The organism is Caenimonas koreensis DSM 17982 (assembly GCF_009646335.1).
Classification (GTDB): domain Bacteria; phylum Pseudomonadota; class Gammaproteobacteria; order Burkholderiales; family Burkholderiaceae_C; genus Ramlibacter; species Ramlibacter koreensis.
In genome coordinates this window covers 41,677-57,584 of sequence record NZ_WJBU01000026.1, presented here as the reverse complement: position 1 = coordinate 57,584, position 15,908 = coordinate 41,677, and the positions used below count along the sequence as shown (strand labels likewise).

Below are 15,908 nucleotides of genomic sequence, written 5' to 3'. Positions count from 1 at the left end.
GGGGTGGGCCACGGCCGTCCGGTGGCCGATTCACTCCGTGTCCCCCGCCGGCCCTCGGGGCCGAGCTCCTCCTTTACCTGCGTGAATCGGCCACCGGACGTCCGAGGCCTGGACAGAGCGATTGAGTTGTTACTCAGTGATCACCGCTGCGCGCACATCTGCGGTGCAGCGGTCCTCACCGAGTTGATCTCCGACCGCTCTGCTCAGGCTGTGGACGTTGGGCGGCCTTTTCCCGCAGGTAAAGGAGGAGCTCGGCCCCTAGGGCCGGCGGGGGACACGGAGGGAAAAGGCCGCCCGACGGCCGCAGCCCACCCCCCGAACGAAGGGCGAGCCCCACGCCCGAATAACGTCAGACAACAAGCCCTGTTGAGTACCCGCTCGATGGCATGATCGAGGGGCCTCATGAATGAACCTCTTCTCTTCACCACTGCGCGCATCGCCACATTCGTCGGCCAACAGGCACTGACAGGCGCGACCGGCTTCTTCTTTGCACGCGACGACCGGCTGTTTTTCGTGACGAGCCGCCACGTGCTGATCGACAAACCCAGCGCACACCTGCCCGACCGCGTCGAAGTCACGATTCACACGAGCGAGACTGACCTGACACAAGTCGCCGTGCAGTCGATCCTGCTCTACAACAATGGCCGCAGCATCTGGCGGCAAGGGCGCGACAGCGGCGGCGAGATCGACGTGGCCGTGATCGAATTCGACCAGTCGGCGCTGCCAGCAGGCGCCGTGCTCTATCCGTTCACGCAGGCGCATCTCTTGCCCGAGGCGTACACGGTGAATGTCGGCGCACCACTGTTGATGCCGGGCTTTCCGCTGGGCTTTTACGACACGGTGCATTACCTGCCCGTTGTGCGACAGGCGATCGTCGCCTCCGCGTTCGGCGTGCGCTTCCAGGGGCAAGGCTTCTTCTTGACTGACGCACGCGCACACCGCGGCTCCAGCGGCGCACCTGTGGTGATGCGCGATATGACGGCTGTTGGCGCGCTCAAATACAGGCTGGTCGGCATTCACTCGTCGCGCATGGACATGGGCACGCGTGACCGCCTCGAAGACGAATCACTCGGGCTCAACGTCGCCTGGTATGCAGACATCCTGATGACGCTGACCGACAGGCGCGAAGTAACGCCTGCACCGACGATGCCGCCTGCCGAAACGCTTGCATCAACCACTGCGCCGGGAACGGCTGAAGGCTGGTAGGCCGCGCCATGTCTCTCACACTGCACTATCACCCGCTCTCGTCGTATTGCCACAAAGTGCTGATCGCGCTGTATGAGCTCGATCTTGCCTTCGAGGCCAAGCTGGTCAATTTTGGTGACGCGGGCGAGCGCGCCGCGTTCGAGGCGTTGTGGCCCACCGGCAAGATTCCGCTACTGGTCGACGGCGAACACGTGGTGCCCGAGACGAGCGTGATCATCGAATACCTGCAAGGCAGGGCCGGCGCGCGCACCACGTTGATTCCCACCGATGCGCAAGCAGCGCTTGAGGTGCGCCTGTGGGACAGGCTGTTTGACCTGTACGTGATGACACCCATGCAGGCCATCATCGCGGACCGCCTGCGCGAGCCAGCCCATCGCGATGCGCTCACCGTGTCGAACGCGCGGGCCGCGCTTGCGAAGGCATACGACATGATCGAGCAGCACTTGGCCGGCCGCACCTGGGCAGCCGGTGATCAATTCAGCATGGCGGATTGCGCGGCGGCGCCGTCGCTGTTCTACGCTTGCACACTGGTGCCGTATGGCGACAACCATCCGCTGTTGTCTGCGTACTTCGAACGGCTCGTCGCGCGCCCTTCGGTTGCGCGCACCCTCACCGAGGCCAAGCCGTTCTTCCAGTACTACCCCGGCAAGGAAGGCCTGGCGGCGAGGTTCCTGCAGTAGGGCTTACTCCCCCACAACGCCAGATGCACCTGGCGCCACAGCATTGCGCTCCTTCGGCTTCGCACGCACCACAGCAGGCAGGTGCGCCTGCTCGTAGTCGAGCATCTCCATCAGGTGATGCATCACCTCATCGCCGATTTCATTGCCGCGCCACAGGCGTATCAGCTCTTGCCGCTCGGCGCGGATTGCTGCATGGCGCAGGCGATTGACGAGTTCCATGCGCGGCGTGAGGTCGTCGCCTTCGGTCGCCGCGACGGCAATGCGATCGGCGATCTCGGTCTTCAGGCCCAGTGCCCATTGCTCGGGCACGCCTTCTTTGCGGATCACGCCATCGATCGCGGCCAGCGCGGCGGAGCTCATGGCTGCGCGCACGCGTAACTGCTCTTCGTGCACGCTCCACTTCGAGCCGACCTTCAGCCGCCGGATCAACGGCGCGAGCGACAGACCCTGGCCCACCAGCGTGGCCACGATGACGACGAACGTGATGAACACGATCAGGTCGCGATGCGGAAACGGCGCACCGCCCGGTAACGTGAGCGGCAGTGCCAGCGCCGCCGCAAGCGACACGATGCCGCGCATGCCGCACCAGCCGATGATCGCGAGCTCGCGTGGGTTGGGCCGCGGGTCGTCGTCGTCGCGCAGGTTGCCGATCATCCAGTGCGGCAGGTAAGCAATCGGGAACACCCACAAAAAGCGCACGACGATGGCAACGGCCGTGACCACCGCCGCGATTGAAACGAGCTGCCCTGGCGAATAGCGCCCCAGAATCTCGATGGCGACGCCGTTCATCTGCAAGCCGATCAGGATGAACACCAGGCTGTTCAGCAGGAAGACGAGCAGGTTCCAGACTGAGCGCGCCATGATGCGCATTTCTGCGGAAACAATCTCTGGCGCGTAGCGTCCGCGTATGAGGCCTGCGGCGACCACCGCAAGCACGCCTGACACATGCAGATCTTCCGCCGCGATGTACGCGACATACGGAATCGTCAGCACCGTGAGCACTTCGATGAACGGGTCGCCGAGCTTGCGGTGAATGGCGATGTACACAAAGGCCAGCAATGCGCCCACCGCGATACCACCGGCCGACACGATCGCGAACTGCATGGCCGCATCGGTCAGTGAGAACGCACCGGTCAGCACAGCGGCGACGGCGAATTTGTACATGACAAGGCCCGACGCGTCGTTGACGAGGCTCTCGCCTTCCAGAATCGTGACGATGCGGCGCGGCATGTTCAGCCGCGAAAGGATGGTGGTGGCTGCCACTGCGTCGGGTGGCGAGACGATGGCGCCCAGCACGAAAGCCGCGGCCCACGGCACATCCGGCACCATCCACTTGAGCGCAGCACCAACCGCGAGCGTGGTCACGACCACCAGGCCAATGGCGAGCATGCCGATGGGCCGGATGTTCGCCTTGAAATCCGACCACGAGGTGAGCAGCGCGGCCTGGTACAGGATGGGCGGCAGCACCGCCACCAGGATGAGCTGCGGATCGAAGACGAATTGCGGCAGGCTCGGCACCAGCCCCAGCACCGCGCCACCCGCCACCAGCGCAATCGGGTACGGGAACTTGAAGTGGCGCGCGATCCAGCCGAGCGCAACGGCGCTCAGCAGCAGCAGGATCACGAGTTCGAAGAGCGCCATGAAGTTCTGCTCAGGCAGCGGCCAGGTGGTGCGTGGATGAGTGCGGGAATTATGCGGTGCGCAGCAAGTTACGGGCCGCCTCTGCGTTGCAGCGTCGCCTGTGTGCGCCTTCCTACAGGGCTTCTGGCCGCGCGCTGATTGCCTCCCGGTTCGAAGCGGTTGACGCTTGCGCGCATGAAGCGACCGTCCTGGCAATCATGGCTCTGCATCGCCTTGCTGGGCTGCACCTGCGCACATGCCCAGCAGCCAGGCAGCAGGGCGCTGCCGCCCGTGTCGGTCAAGGCCCTGGGCAACCCTGTCGAAAAGTCGTACCGCAAGATGATGGAGGGCGCGCTGCTTTTCGAGCGCATGCATGCGCATGCGCCGCAGGCGCCGCTTCGCTTCAAGTTGCTGCCGCGCAAGCCGGGCACCAACATGCAGGATGTGGACCTGGAAGTGATCGGCCGGACGTTTTCGTACGCCGTCGATGTCGCGCCCGACCGAACTTTCGCGCTGGCGCGCGACCCGAAAGCACTCGCCGAAGATGCGGTGGTCTCGCCCAACCGTCGCCAGCTGAGCATGACATGGCGCACCGACATTCGCTCACCCGGCGTGCCGGATGGCATGCGCCGGCTGGGCGACTTGCGGCTGGAGTGCCTGGTGGGGATTGAGTCGGGCCTCGTCTCCAACAGCAACGCCTTTACCGAAATGGTCTCGAACCTGTTCAGGAGCCCGACCGGCTACTGCGGCCGCAAGGATGCGAAGTACCTGTTCTTTGCCGAGCGCGCGATCTTCAGCGTGACACTCGTGTCGGCCGACCGGCGCGAAGTGCTTGCCATGAACCGGCTCTACGCCGAGGCAAGCGACGACCCGGGCCTGAAGGCCGACCTTCCCTTCTGCGACTGCGAAGTGATGCTGGATCGCACTTACTACCTGCCGCTGGGCGACACGGACTGGCCCGACGACACGCTCGTGCAGTTCGACTACATGGAAGACGCGCCGCTTGCCGCACAGCCGCCTGCACAACCGTTCGTGCCACTGGGCAGCACCAGGCAGGAGGTGGCGGCCGCGCTCGGCGCCGCGAACGTGATCACCTTCGACAGCGGCTGGGAGGTTTGGCTCTACCGCGGTGCGGCCACGAACGCATCGCAGACCCCGCCGCAAGAGCGCGTCGTGCTGTTCGATGCGTCAGGCCTGGTTCGCAAGGTGCGCGTGCGCGCTTAGGCGGCATCAGGGCATCGGCAGAAGATCGGATGGCGTCATGGCCAGGCGCAGGTCGTAGATCGCACTGACGGGTGCGCCAGCGGCACCTGCATCCGCCAGCGCGCGTGCGCAGAGTTCGCCCGAGAGCAGCAGCGCGATCGCCGCAGCGTCATAGGCATTGACCAGCACGATCCAGTCGGCTGCCGGATCGACCCCGCCACGAATCAACTGCTCCTGTGTGGGCGCGATGGCGGGGGCCTGGGTCTGCAACAGGTGGGCACTGGCCAGGCCCGGGCGCAGGGGTAGAGCGGCTAACGTCGCACACAAGCTCGCACGCAAGGCTTCGCCCTGCCCCGCCGCGGGTGACAGGCGCAGCGTCAGCATCGACTGGCCCAGGCCGCCGCCGAAGCTCCCCAACACACGAGTGAGGCTGCGCACCATGTTGCTGTGGTGCGGCATCAGCTTGCGCGACCAGGGCGTCGGGTTGTTCAGGCGCTCCAGGTAGTGCGGCGACGACAGCGTGGCGTAGTCGTCGAGCTCGTACATCACGAAAAAGCCCGGGCCGCCGGTTGCATCGGCCCATCGCGATCCGCGCCTGAAGCCCGGAATGCCCAGCCGCTCGGGAAAATGCTCGTGCGAGTGCCAGTGTTCGAATTCATCGCGGTGGGCAGGCGCCATATCCCACCACATGGCGATCGCGGCTTGTCCGAGTAGAGGCATGGGCAAATTAGAACAGCCCAGGGTCTTCCAGGCGCGGCGGCTCGGGCGGCTTCTTCGCTTTGGGCACGCGGGGTTCGACGGGATCGGGTGTTGCCTCCAGCGGGCCCTCCCACGGCACGAAGTAGCGTGGCGCGTCCTGCACGCTGCAAGTCAGCCAGCCTTCGTAGTCTTGCGGCTTGAGGATCACCACCGAGCGTTTCTCATCACCCGGCGCATGGAACCGGGAGAACACCGGGTGATCGTCGGCGTTGATCGTGAGCATCGAGAAGAACCACTTCTCGACATCGTCTTTTCGATCGCGGTCCCACTTGTAGATGCCGGCGATGCCGAACGGAATATTGCCCGCCTGCTCGATACGCCATCGCACAGGCTTGCCGCTCGCCCAGTTCGGCTCGTAGATCCACTCGGCAGGGATGATGCAGCGGCGCCCTTCGCGCCAGCTGTCGCGAAAACTCGCGAGCCGCGCCACCGTTTCACTGCGTGCGTTGTGCAGCCGCTTGCCTCGCGCCATCTCTGCGCCAAAAGCGGGCAAGAGGCCGAACTGGCCGATCTCGGCGATACGCTTGTTGCCGCTGCCCGGCTCGGCCAGGCGAATGAAGGGGGCGAGATACCCAGGCCACGCATCCACCGGGATCTCATGCGGCTCGCGCTCCACGCCAAAGAACGTGAGCATGCGGTCTTCAGTGGTGACGGGGCGGTAATTGGCGCACATGGACGTGAGCAGGTCGAGTGTCGGTCAGCAGGTTCTGGGGGATTTTCAGCGCTTTATCGCACCACGGCGCAATTCGTCGCAATCCGGTTTTCTGCTGCAAAGGCGGCGCCTACATTCACTCCATCGAAACGCAACGCCCCCTGGAGAACACCATGACACACGCCCACATCACCGCCCCGCAACCCCTGCTGTCCACCACCGTGCGCGCCATCGCCGCCATCGGTGTGGCCGCTGTCATCGGCCTGGTTGGCGCAGGCACGGCGCAGGCAAGCCACACGGCTGTCGAGACCTGCGCACAGAGCTTTGCGCGCACTGCCCACGTGCAAGTCGTTCAACTGCCGAAGGTTGAAGTCGTCGCCCGCCGGGCAGCGTGAGGCCTCAGGCCGCTACGGGCTGAGGCAGTTCCTTCGGCGCCATGACACCGACCTTGTCGAGTGCGTCATCCAGCTGCGCCACCGTGCGGTCCACATGCGTCCACTTGTCCAGGCCGAACAGGCCGATGCGGAACGTCATGAAATCGCTTCCCTCGTCACATTGCAGCGGCACACCGGCAGCCGTCTGCAGGCCCTGGCCCAGGAATTTCTTGCTCGACTGGATTTCCGGATCGCTCGTGTAGCTCACGACCACGCCGGGCGCCTTGTAACCCTCGGCTGCCACACTCGGCAGGCCCCGTGACTCGAACAGGGCGCGGACTTTGCCACCCAGTTCCACCTGCGCGGCCTTGATCTTGGCAAAGCCCAGCGAGCGCGTTTCAGCCATCGTGTCGCGAAGCCGGGTGAGTGCGTCAGTCGGCATGGTGGCGTGATACGCGTGGCCGCCGCCTTCATACGTTTCCATGATCGCCAGCCACTTCTTCAGGTCGCAGGCAAAGCTGGAGCTGGTGGTGGAGTCGATGGCCGTGCGAGCGCGCTCGCTCAAGGCAATCATGGCGCAGCACGGCGACGAGCTCCAGCCCTTTTGCGGCGCGGAGATCAGCACATCAACGCTGCACGCCTGCATGTCGACCCACATGGCGCCGGATGCAATGCAGTCGAGCACGAAAAGGCCACCGACTTCATGCACTGCGTCGCCCACGGCCTTGAGGTAGGCGTCGGGCAGGATCATGCCGGCCGCGGTTTCAACGTGGGGCGCAAAGACAACTGCAGGCTTCTTCTCGCGAATGGCTGCCTGCACCTCGGCGATCGGTGCCGGCACCCATGGTGCCTGCGGGCCGCTGCCGGCACGGCGGGCCTTGAGCACCGTCGATGAAGCGGGGATGTTTCCCATCTCGAAGATCTGCGTCCAGCGGTAGCTGAACCAGCCGTTGCGAATGACGATCACGTCCTTGCCGCCGGCGAACTGGCGCGCCACGGCTTCCATCCCGAAGGTGCCGCTGCCGGGCACGAGCACCGACGATTTCGCGTTGTAGACCTCCTTGATGATCGAGGAGATGTCTTTCATGACGCCCTGGAAACTGCGCGACATGTGATTGAGGGCGCGGTCCGTGTAGACCACCGAAAATTCGAGCAGGCCGTCGGGATCGACGTTGGGCAAAAGGCCGGGCATGTTGTGTCTCCTAGGGGGCCGCTGGCAGGTGGACTGTCAGGCGGAGAATCAGCTTAGCACGCAGGCGCAAACCTGTCGCTTGACCGGGGTCAAGACCGCCGGCACGCGCCACGCCCGCCGCAGCCGGGGCTTTGCACGATTGACTACCATTGCGGCCAATCACTTTCACTACCTTTGCCTGACTCATGAGTGCTTTCCTCGAAGAAAAGGTGCTGTCCGTCCACCACTGGACCGACCGGCTGTTCACCTTCAAGACCACGCGCGATACATCGCTGCGCTTTTCCAACGGCCACTTCACGATGATCGGCCTGCGCGTCAATGACAAGCCACTGCTGCGGGCCTACAGCATTGTGAGCGCCAACTACGAAGAGCATCTTGAGTTCCTGTCGATCAAGGTGCCGGATGGACCGCTCACCGCCAGGCTGCAGCACATCCAGGTCGGCGACACGATCATCGTCGGCAAGAAGCCCACCGGCACGCTACTGATCGACTACCTGCTGCCCGGCAAGCGCCTGTTCATGCTCGCCACCGGCACGGGTCTCGCGCCATTCATGAGCATCGTCCACGACCCGGCCACTTACGAGAAATTCGAGCAAGTCATCCTTGTGCATGGCGTGCGGCAAAAGGACGAGCTGGCGTATCACGATCTGCTCGTCGAGCATCTGCCCTCGCATGAGCTCGTGGGCGACATGGCGCAAAGCCAGTTCCGCTACTACCCCACCGTGACGCGCGAGACCTACAGGAACATGGGCCGCGTGACCGACCTGATCGAATCCGGAAAGCTCTTCGCCGACCTCGGCATGCCGCCGCTGGACGCCGCGCATGACCGCGTGATGATCTGCGGCAGCCCCGGCATGCTGCGCGACCTGAAGCAGATGCTGGAAGCGCGCAGCTTCAAGGAAGGCAACACCAGCAAGCCCGGTGACTTCGTGATCGAGCGGGCGTTCGCGGAGCAGTAGCAGCGCAATTCACCGTCAACTGGAACCAATGCGGGGCGGCGGTTACGAATCCATGTGAAAGGAATTCCCGCATGACCTCCGAGCAATACCAACTCCTGCTGCAAGACCTCGTCCGGCTGTCGGGCCTGTCTGATCCCTCTGGCCTGCTGGAGCACGGTCGCGTGAAGATCGGCGATATTGATGCCGTGCTCGAACACGAGCCCAACTACGACCCCGACCTGCTGCAAGTGCGCATGCGCCTGGGCACGCTGCCCGACAACGCCGAAGACCTGACCCGCGCGATTCTCGAAGCAAACTACATCAGCGGGTACGGCGGCGAATGCGTCTTCAGCCTTTACCCCGCGTCGGATGACGTGGTCATCACCATGAAGGTGCGCCTGCTGGAGGCGCTCACGGCGCAGGAACTGTGGCAAGGCATCTCGGATGTCGCGCGGCACGGCGGCCAGATGTGGCAGGGCATTCTGGCTGCATCGCACACGCCAATGAATGCCGGGCCCAGCGGCCTGCATGGCACGCCGCACCTGCCGGTCTGAATGCCCGGCCACCGACAGCGGCACGGCTGAGCAAGCCAAGCGCTTAGCATGGGGCAATGAGCCCGACCCTCATCGACGCCCTGCTTCTTCTTGTTGTGCTGCTTGGCGCCTGGGCGGGCGTGCGGCGCGGCTTTCTGCTGGCCGCGCTACAACTCGCCACGCTCATCGCGAGCCTGGTGCTCGCCTTGGCCTCTTATCCATGGCTGGCTGCGTGGCTCGCCGAATACCTTCCTGCTGTGGGCGTACGGTCGGCGCCTGCCGCCTTCGTCGCTGTCTTCATCGCAACGCACATCCTGGCCGGCGCGCTGGCACGTCGGCTATCGCTGTCACTGCCGCAGCGCGCGCACCAGCACGCCGCCAACCGCAGTCTGGGTGTCCTGCCTGGTGTTGCCAGCGGGCTCATCAATGCCTTGCTCGTGGCGATGCTCGTGCAGACGGCGCCGCTCACCGACTCCATCAGCGCCGCGGCGCGCGACAGCGAACTGGCGCAGCTCTTTACCGAGCCCGCCTCGCTCGTCGAGGCCGAACTCACACCGATCTTCGATCCGGCCGTTCGCAGCACGCTGCGCGCCTTCACCGCGCCGCAAGAGCCACATGCAAGCGTGCCACTGCATTTCCGGGTGAGCGATGCGCGAACGCGACCGGACCTTGAAGCGGGCATGCTCGTGCTGGTCAACCAGGAGCGCGTGCGGCAAGGTCTGCGGCCCTTGCGGGCCGACCCCGAGATCGCCGAAGTGGCACGCGCGCACAGCCGCGACATGCTCGCTCGCGGCTACTTCGCCCACGCGAGCCCGGACGGCGTGGACATGGCGCAGCGCCTGAAATCGGCCAAGGTGACCTACCTCGTCGCGGGCGAAAACCTCGCCTATGCACAGACGCTGCAGGCGGCGCACACAGGCCTGATGAAATCACCCGGCCACCGCGCCAACATCCTGCGGCCGCAGTTCACGCGCGTCGGTATTGCCGTGCTCGACAGCGGCAAGTTCGGCTTGATGGTCACACAGAACTTTCGCAACTAGGGAACAATCCGGCGGGTGCAAGACGTCAAACGTTACCTGCCGTGGGTGGTCGCCACGGTGCTCTTCATGGAGACGCTCGACACGACCATCGTCAACACGGCGGTCCCGTCGATTGCGGCGAGTCTCGGCGTGGAGCCGCTCAGCCTGAAGGCAATTGTCGCGAGCTACATCCTGAGCCTGGCGGTGTTCATCCCGATCAGCGGGTGGATGGCCGACCGCTTCGGCACGCGGCGGGTGTTTTTGAGCGCAGTCAGCATCTTTACCGCGGCATCGCTGCTCTGTGCGTTGTCCGTCAACTCGCCAATGCTTGTGGCCGCGCGGCTGCTGCAAGGCGTGGGCGCCGCGATGATGATGCCCGTGGGGCGCCTGACGATCATCCGCACCTTCAGCAAGGCTGAGCTGTTGTCCGCGATGAACTTCGTCGTGATGCCAGCGCTTGTAGGCCCGCTGCTCGGGCCGACGGTGGGCGGCATCATCGTTCACCTCGCGTCGTGGCGGTACATCTTCCTCGTGAACCTGCCAGTGGGTGCCATTGCATTGACGATGATCTGGCGGTACTTGCCCGACTACAAAGCGCAAACGCCGCGGCCTCTCGATGTTGTCGGCTTTGTCCTGTTCGGCTCGGGCATTGCGCTGCTGTCGTGGTTGCTGGAGATTTTTGGCGAGCACCGGCTGGACATCACATCGACCATCGTGCTGCTGGTGATCGCGCTCGGGCTGCTCGGTGCGTACGGCCTGCATGCATCGCGCATTCCATATCCGCTGCTGCGGCTCGCGCTGTTTCGGGTGCGCACATTTCGCGTGTCGGTGATGGGCGGGTTTATCACCCGCATCGGCATGGGCGGCATGCCTTTTCTGTTGCCGCTGCTCTACCAGCTCGGGCTGGGTCTGCCCGCATGGCAATCGGGCCTGATGATGATGCCGTCAGCGGCGGCTGCGATCACGATGAAGTTCGCGACCAAGCCCATCTTGGGCAGGCTCGGCTACAAGCGCGTGCTCACGATCAACACGCTGCTGATCGGCTGCGCGATCGGCCTGTTCTCATTGGTGGATGCGGGCACGCCGACGGCACTCATCGTGCTGCTCGCGCTGTACCTGGGCCTTTGCAATTCGCTGCAGTTCACGTCGATGAACACACTGGCCTATGCGGATGTGGAAGGCCCGCACACCAGCATGGCGAGCACGCTGGCGAGTTCGATCCAGCAGCTGTCGATGAGTTTCGGGCTGGCCACAGGCTCGCTCGCGGCGGCGTGGTTTCTGGGCGGCACGTCGCAGGGCGATCGTGTGCAGGTGACCAGCGCCTTGCACCACGCCTTTGTCACGCTGGCGATCATCACGATCGTGTCGTCACTGTCGTTCTGGAAATTGAAGCGTGACGATGGTGAGGCGGTGAGCAAGGGCGCCGAGCGCGGTGTGGAGAACGCCGCCACCTGAGGGCCTGCGTGCCTACTTCTTCGCGCGCTTCACAGGCGCGTCCATCGCCCTCACATCGGCGACCGACCGCTTCGCATACTCAACGAGGTGATCGAGAAACGCGCGGGTCCTGGCGGGCATGAACTTGCGGCTGGGCAATGCCGCCACGACGGTCAGGCGCGCAGTGATCCACGGTGCCAGCACCCGTTGCAAATTGCCGGACTTCAAGTGCGGCGCAATCAGCTCTTCCGGCTGCGCCGTGATGCCCGCGCCTTCCAGCGCAGCACGCAGCAACGTGTCGCTGTGGTTGGCCGTCATGAATGCCGTGACTTCGATCTCGATGTCCGCACCCGGCTTGCGCGGATCGACGACGACGAGCGGCCTCAGGCGTACGCCCGGCGTGCGCATGCGCAGCATGCGGTGCTGCGCCAGGTCTTGCGGCGTGGCGGGCGTGCCATGCGCCGCCAGGTAGTGCGGCGAAGCGCAGAACACGATCTGCGTATCGATGATCGTTCGCGCGACAACACCTGAGCGCAACGACACCGTGCCGGGCAGCAGCGTCATGTCGTAGTCTTCAATCGCGGGGTCTGCTGCGTCTTCGACGTGGATGTCGAACATGACTTCAGGGTGCACCTGCTGGAAGCGCGCTGCAGCAGGCGCCACCACATGTGCAGCGATGCCCGGTGGTGCGAGCACGCGCATCGTGCCGCTCATTTCCTTGCGGTGAGTCTGTGCACTCGCGTCGGCTTCGGCGATGTCTTCAAGGATCGAGCGCACGCGCGAGAGGTAGTCTTCGCCCGCAGGCGTGAGCGACAGGCGCCGCGTCGTGCGCTGCAGCAGCCGCACGCCCAGGTGCGTTTCCAGGTCAACCACCAGCCGCGTGACCGCAGCGGGCGCCATGTCGAGCCTGCGTGCCGCCGCTGCAAAGCCGCCTTCATCGACGACTTGCTGGAAGACACGCATCGATTGCAGTCGGTCCATTGGATGTGCTTTCTTAGCGGGGAATTATTGCGAATGCAGCAATGAGCATTTGCGCTGCGGGCGGTTTTTCTGGCGGCTGACAAAACCTACAGTTCATTCATCGCAGCGAGGACTGAAAAGAAACAAGCCCCCGAAGCGATCCGGACTGAAAGGGAAGGCCCTGGATGCCGGAACGTTTTGATGAATAGGAAGATCACCATGAATGTATCCCGTACCCTGATCGTTGCAGCTCTTGCCGCCGTTGCCTTTGGCGCCCAGGCCGATGAAGCCGATGGCTCGCAGTTCGCCACGCAATTCAACAGCACCAGGACCCGCGCGCAAGTGCAGGCCGACTTGACGCAATTCAAGCAAGCCGGCACGAGCCCCTGGTCCATCCAGTACAACCAGCTGGCCAAGTTCAACAGCGAACGCAGCCGCGCTGCTGTGCAAGCGGACTACCTGGCCAACCGTGACGCTGTTGCAGCGATGACGTCGGAAGACAGCGGCTCGGCCTACCTGGCCAAGCATGACGCAGCACCGTCGTTCACACGCCTGGCCGGCACGCCGGTCAACGCCCAGTAAAGACCTGTTTACTGTTCGCTGGCGGCGTCGAGTAGCGCCAACGTCTGGGCATCGAGCGAGAGCTGCGATGCCCTTACTATTTCATGCAGCTGCTCCACGGTGCTGGCACTTGCAATCGGAGACGTCACACCCGGCTGCGCCATCACCCACGCGATGGCGATACGCGCTGCCGGCGCACCCGTGCGGCTCGATGCGAGGTCGAGCGCGGCGAGAATTTTCATTCCGCGCTCGTTCACGTATTTGCCGACCACGCCCTTGCCGCGGGCGCTCTTGCCCGCATCTGCCGCGCTGCGGTATTTGCCCGAAAGAAAACCGGCGGCCAGTGAATAGAAGTTGATCACGCCGACCTCCTGCTTCACGCACAGCGGCTGCAATTCGCTTTCAAACACGGCACGGTCGTAGAGGTTGTAGAGCGGCTGCAGGCTTTCATAGCGCGGCAGCTTCTGGCTGGCGCTGATGTCCAGTGCCTCTTTCAAACGCGCGGCGCTGTAGTTCGACGCGCCTATCGCACGCACCTTGCCCGCTTCGACCAGCTCGGCGAACGTCTCGAGCGTTGCCTGCAAGGGCGTGGACGGATCGTCCTGGTGCGCCTGGTAAAGATCGATCTGGTCGACGCCCAGGCGCTTGAGCGATGCATCGACGGCTTCGCGGATGCGCTTGGGCGCAAGGCCGGTTTTGCCATCGCCCATGTCCATGCCGACCTTGGTGGCAACGACCACCTTGTCGCGCTTGCCGCTTTGCTTGAGCCACTTGCCAATCACCGTTTCCGATTCGCCGCCCTGATGCCCAGGCGCCCAGCGCGAATACACATCAGCCGTGTCGATGAAGTTGAAGCCCGCATCCACCCATGCATCAAGAATGTAGAACGACGTGGCTTCGTCTGCAGTCCAGCCGAATACGTTGCCGCCGAGGCAGATCGGTGACACAGACAGATCGGAGCGTCCGAGCTTGCGGTTGTGCATTACTTCCTGCCTCCCATCACCAGCACGAGCGCACCGGCGACGATCGCGCCAATGCCCAGCCAGAGCGGCACATTCACGGTTTCCTTTTCCTTCACAGTGAGCTCGATCGGCCCGAGCTTCACGGCCGTCGTGTCCTTCGTATAGCTGAACCCGCCATACACGAGCGCGAGCGCGCCCAGGGCGATAAGGATGATGCCGACAATTTTGATGGGGGTCATGAATACTCCAGGGAAGAAGCATTCTGACCGCGAAATCAACTCAGCAGTTGCGCGAGCCAGCCTGGATGCAACTTCAAGCCTGCCAGCCCCGCCACGCCCATGGCCACACCGAAAGCCGATGGGAACATCGCCACCAGAAACAATCCCCATTGCTGTGTGAGGGATGCAATGGCCAGCAAGGCGATTGCAATGGCGAATGCCGCATCGGCAAGGTCGAACTGGTCATCGCGGTAATTCAACGCGTCGTAGGTCTGCTGGTCGCTTTCGGCCTGCTTGCGTAAGTCGTCTTTCTTCTGCGCCTGGTCGGCGGCGAGCTTCTCGTAACTGGCGATGGCCATGTCGTACGCGGTCTTTTGCTCCGGCTTTGCCGCAGCCGCCTGCAGACGCAATTGCACGAGCGTTGACTTGGCGACTTCTTCGCGCAGGTTGCGCGCCTGGTAGTAAGCCCAGTGGTCGATCTTGTCAGCCTGCGCCTGCTGCATGGCCTGAACGATGTTGTCGTCCTTGACTTTGCAGATGCCCATGACGGTACTCACGAGCGCAACCGATATGGCAACTGCCGCATTGAGCCGCGAGGGTTTTGCGTCGACGCTGTCGATGGGGTTGATGTCCATGCGGCGGGATTGTGCTCCTGTCGAGCCCTCTTCGCCCGCTTGCGGGAGTAAAATCGCCCAGTCATTGGGGAGTAGCCGCTCTTTCGTTTTTCGCGAAAGAGGCCTGCGTCAACACACTTGGCCCTCATGGCCATGGCGCTGGCAGTCCCATCCACCTGGCAAGACCTTTGACCATCGCGCCCCGCGTCTTGTGGCCGGGCGGAGCCGATGGTCAAGTGTGTTCATCCGGCCCGGTAAAGAGATCAGTCCGTGGAAGCATTTCTCATCTCAACGGGCGTCGTTGCCCTCGCCGAAATCGGCGACAAGACTCAACTTCTGGCGTTCATCCTGGCGGCGCGCTTCAAGAAGCCGCTGCCGATCATTGCAGGCATCTTTGCAGCGACGATCGTCAATCATGGTCTGGCGGGCGCGCTCGGCGCATGGATCACCACCGCGCTCACCCCTAGCGTCTTGCGCTGGGTGCTCGGCCTGTCGTTCATCGGCATGGCCGTGTGGACGATGATTCCCGACAAGATCGAAGACGACGAGACGAAGGTTGCCACGCGCTTTGGCGTGTTCGGCGCAACGCTCGTGACATTCTTTCTCGCCGAGATGGGCGACAAGACGCAGATCGCCACTGTGGCCATGGCCGCCCACTACGCATCGCCACTCGTCGTCGTGGCAGGCACCACGCTCGGCATGCTGATCGCCGATGTGCCAGCCGTCTTCATTGGCGACAAGCTGGCCAAGCGGATCCCGATGAAGCTGGTTCATTCCATCGCCGCGGGCATCTTTGCGGTGCTGGGAATCGCCACGCTGCTGGGCGCCGGCAAGGGCTTCGGTTTTTGAATCTTTCTGATGGGAAAGCCCGCCCACAGCAGGCGTGGCTGGCGGCGGACTCTGCGTGCGCGCCGCATCCTACAGTGCTGCTGCATGCAAGCCTCTCATGATGAATGCGACGGTGCGGCACTTCCCGCCGCATC

17 protein-coding genes, 1 pseudogene and 1 riboswitch are annotated in these 15,908 nt (G+C 63.9%); of the genes and pseudogenes, 10 read left to right on the top strand and 8 right to left on the bottom strand.

Annotated features, from left to right (window positions below):
• The first annotated feature begins 402 nt into the window (after positions 1 to 402).
• Together GHT07_RS19975 and GHT07_RS19970 are read left to right on the top strand one after the other, a co-directional pair.
• Positions 403 to 1,206 carry a S1 family peptidase gene (locus GHT07_RS19975; RefSeq protein WP_153586866.1) on the top strand — a complete coding sequence of 268 codons (804 nt, stop codon included), beginning with the start codon at positions 403 to 405 and terminating at the stop codon, positions 1,204 to 1,206.
• Between the two features lie 8 nt (positions 1,207 to 1,214).
• Positions 1,215 to 1,886: a glutathione S-transferase family protein gene (locus GHT07_RS19970; protein ID WP_153586865.1), complete on the top strand. Its 672-nt coding sequence runs from the start codon at positions 1,215 to 1,217 to the stop codon at positions 1,884 to 1,886.
• 3 nt (positions 1,887 to 1,889) lie between these two features.
• Here GHT07_RS19970 and GHT07_RS19965 read toward each other — a convergent pair whose 3' ends face one another.
• The gene (locus GHT07_RS19965) at positions 1,890 to 3,527 is read right to left on the bottom strand and encodes a Na+/H+ antiporter (protein ID WP_153586864.1); all 1,638 of its coding nucleotides are present in this window, start codon (positions 3,525 to 3,527) and stop codon (positions 1,890 to 1,892) included.
• 174 nt (positions 3,528 to 3,701) lie between these two features.
• Here GHT07_RS19965 and GHT07_RS19960 point away from each other — a divergent pair, with 174 nt between their 5' ends.
• Entirely contained in the window at positions 3,702 to 4,730 is a 1,029-nt protein-coding gene (locus tag GHT07_RS19960) for a hypothetical protein (protein WP_153586863.1), read from the top strand.
• Between the two features lie 6 nt (positions 4,731 to 4,736).
• On the opposite strand, the gene GHT07_RS19955 is transcribed toward GHT07_RS19960, so the two are convergent.
• Positions 4,737 to 5,429 (bottom strand): hypothetical protein, encoded by a 693-nt coding sequence (locus GHT07_RS19955; protein ID WP_153586862.1) that lies wholly within the window; start codon positions 5,427 to 5,429, stop codon positions 4,737 to 4,739.
• Between the two features lie 7 nt (positions 5,430 to 5,436).
• Complete coding sequence (locus GHT07_RS19950) at positions 5,437 to 6,141, bottom strand: SOS response-associated peptidase family protein (RefSeq protein ID WP_153586861.1); 705 nt, start codon at positions 6,139 to 6,141, stop codon at positions 5,437 to 5,439.
• Positions 6,142 to 6,293: 152 nt separating this feature from the next.
• Here GHT07_RS19950 and GHT07_RS19945 point away from each other — a divergent pair, with 152 nt between their 5' ends.
• A complete protein-coding gene (locus GHT07_RS19945; protein ID WP_153586860.1) occupies positions 6,294 to 6,515 on the top strand; it encodes a hypothetical protein in 222 nt (73 codons plus the stop codon).
• Between the two features lie 4 nt (positions 6,516 to 6,519).
• Here GHT07_RS19945 and GHT07_RS19940 read toward each other — a convergent pair whose 3' ends face one another.
• Positions 6,520 to 7,686, bottom strand: coding sequence for an aminotransferase class V-fold PLP-dependent enzyme (locus GHT07_RS19940; protein WP_153586859.1), 1,167 nt, complete (start codon positions 7,684 to 7,686; stop codon positions 6,520 to 6,522).
• A gap of 185 nt (positions 7,687 to 7,871) precedes the next feature.
• Between GHT07_RS19940 and GHT07_RS19935 the strand changes: the two genes are divergently transcribed.
• The 4 genes from GHT07_RS19935 (at position 7,872) to GHT07_RS19920 (ending at position 11,631) form a co-directional block, all read left to right on the top strand.
• Positions 7,872 to 8,645, top strand: a complete 774-nt coding sequence (locus GHT07_RS19935; RefSeq protein WP_153586858.1) for a ferredoxin--NADP reductase — start codon at positions 7,872 to 7,874, stop codon at positions 8,643 to 8,645.
• A 71-nt stretch (positions 8,646 to 8,716) separates the two neighbouring features.
• A complete protein-coding gene (locus GHT07_RS19930) occupies positions 8,717 to 9,178 on the top strand; it encodes a CesT family type III secretion system chaperone (protein WP_153586857.1) in 462 nt (153 codons plus the stop codon).
• 56 nt (positions 9,179 to 9,234) lie between these two features.
• Positions 9,235 to 10,197, top strand: coding sequence for a CvpA family protein (locus GHT07_RS19925; RefSeq protein WP_153586856.1), 963 nt, complete (start codon positions 9,235 to 9,237; stop codon positions 10,195 to 10,197).
• A 6-nt stretch (positions 10,198 to 10,203) separates the two neighbouring features.
• Complete coding sequence (locus GHT07_RS19920; protein WP_407646670.1) at positions 10,204 to 11,631, top strand: DHA2 family efflux MFS transporter permease subunit; 1,428 nt, start codon at positions 10,204 to 10,206, stop codon at positions 11,629 to 11,631.
• 12 nt (positions 11,632 to 11,643) lie between these two features.
• Here the strand turns inward: GHT07_RS19920 and GHT07_RS19915 are convergent, their stop codons facing one another.
• Positions 11,644 to 12,591, bottom strand: coding sequence for a LysR family transcriptional regulator (locus GHT07_RS19915; protein WP_153586855.1), 948 nt, complete (start codon positions 12,589 to 12,591; stop codon positions 11,644 to 11,646).
• Positions 12,592 to 12,789: 198 nt separating this feature from the next.
• Here GHT07_RS19915 and GHT07_RS21805 point away from each other — a divergent pair.
• Positions 12,790 to 12,922, top strand: a pseudogene (locus GHT07_RS21805) (DUF4148 domain-containing protein); the annotation flags it as partial.
• Between the two features lie 238 nt (positions 12,923 to 13,160).
• Here GHT07_RS21805 and GHT07_RS19905 read toward each other — a convergent pair.
• Genes GHT07_RS19905 through GHT07_RS19895 form a run of 3 tightly spaced genes read right to left on the bottom strand, consistent with a single transcriptional unit; the run spans position 13,161 to position 14,946 of the window.
• Complete coding sequence (locus GHT07_RS19905) at positions 13,161 to 14,114, bottom strand: aldo/keto reductase (protein WP_153586853.1); 954 nt, start codon at positions 14,112 to 14,114, stop codon at positions 13,161 to 13,163.
• Positions 14,114 to 14,332, bottom strand: coding sequence for a hypothetical protein (locus GHT07_RS19900; RefSeq protein WP_153586852.1), 219 nt, complete (start codon positions 14,330 to 14,332; stop codon positions 14,114 to 14,116). The genes GHT07_RS19905 and GHT07_RS19900 overlap by 1 nt, the downstream gene beginning before the upstream one ends.
• Before the next feature lie 35 nt (positions 14,333 to 14,367).
• Positions 14,368 to 14,946, bottom strand: a complete 579-nt coding sequence (locus tag GHT07_RS19895) for a DUF4337 domain-containing protein (RefSeq protein WP_153586851.1) — start codon at positions 14,944 to 14,946, stop codon at positions 14,368 to 14,370.
• A 54-nt stretch (positions 14,947 to 15,000) separates the two neighbouring features.
• A riboswitch (yybP-ykoY riboswitch) is annotated at positions 15,001 to 15,181 on the top strand.
• Between the two features lie 14 nt (positions 15,182 to 15,195).
• Here GHT07_RS19895 and GHT07_RS19890 point away from each other — a divergent pair.
• A complete protein-coding gene (locus GHT07_RS19890; protein WP_323741031.1) occupies positions 15,196 to 15,774 on the top strand; it encodes a TMEM165/GDT1 family protein in 579 nt (192 codons plus the stop codon).
• The last annotated feature ends 134 nt before the right edge of the window (positions 15,775 to 15,908 follow it).

Excerpts from the sequence above, each read along its gene's own strand:
- GHT07_RS19975 (WP_153586866.1), top strand. The coding sequence starts at position 403 with ATGAATGAACCTCTTCTCTTCACCACTGCGCGCATCGCCACATTCGTC.
- GHT07_RS19970 (WP_153586865.1), top strand. The coding sequence starts at position 1,215 with ATGTCTCTCACACTGCACTATCACCCGCTCTCGTCGTATTGCCACAAA.
- GHT07_RS19965 (WP_153586864.1), bottom strand. The coding sequence starts at position 3,527 with ATGGCGCTCTTCGAACTCGTGATCCTGCTGCTGCTGAGCGCCGTTGCG.
- GHT07_RS19960 (WP_153586863.1), top strand. The coding sequence starts at position 3,702 with ATGAAGCGACCGTCCTGGCAATCATGGCTCTGCATCGCCTTGCTGGGC.
- GHT07_RS19955 (WP_153586862.1), bottom strand. The coding sequence starts at position 5,429 with ATGCCTCTACTCGGACAAGCCGCGATCGCCATGTGGTGGGATATGGCG.
- GHT07_RS19950 (WP_153586861.1), bottom strand. The coding sequence starts at position 6,141 with ATGTGCGCCAATTACCGCCCCGTCACCACTGAAGACCGCATGCTCACG.
- GHT07_RS19945 (WP_153586860.1), top strand. The coding sequence starts at position 6,294 with ATGACACACGCCCACATCACCGCCCCGCAACCCCTGCTGTCCACCACC.
- GHT07_RS19940 (WP_153586859.1), bottom strand. The coding sequence starts at position 7,686 with ATGCCCGGCCTTTTGCCCAACGTCGATCCCGACGGCCTGCTCGAATTT.
- GHT07_RS19935 (WP_153586858.1), top strand. The coding sequence starts at position 7,872 with ATGAGTGCTTTCCTCGAAGAAAAGGTGCTGTCCGTCCACCACTGGACC.
- GHT07_RS19930 (WP_153586857.1), top strand. The coding sequence starts at position 8,717 with ATGACCTCCGAGCAATACCAACTCCTGCTGCAAGACCTCGTCCGGCTG.
- GHT07_RS19925 (WP_153586856.1), top strand. The coding sequence starts at position 9,235 with ATGAGCCCGACCCTCATCGACGCCCTGCTTCTTCTTGTTGTGCTGCTT.
- GHT07_RS19915 (WP_153586855.1), bottom strand. The coding sequence starts at position 12,591 with ATGGACCGACTGCAATCGATGCGTGTCTTCCAGCAAGTCGTCGATGAA.
- GHT07_RS19905 (WP_153586853.1), bottom strand. The coding sequence starts at position 14,114 with ATGCACAACCGCAAGCTCGGACGCTCCGATCTGTCTGTGTCACCGATC.
- GHT07_RS19900 (WP_153586852.1), bottom strand. The coding sequence starts at position 14,332 with ATGACCCCCATCAAAATTGTCGGCATCATCCTTATCGCCCTGGGCGCG.
- GHT07_RS19895 (WP_153586851.1), bottom strand. The coding sequence starts at position 14,946 with ATGGACATCAACCCCATCGACAGCGTCGACGCAAAACCCTCGCGGCTC.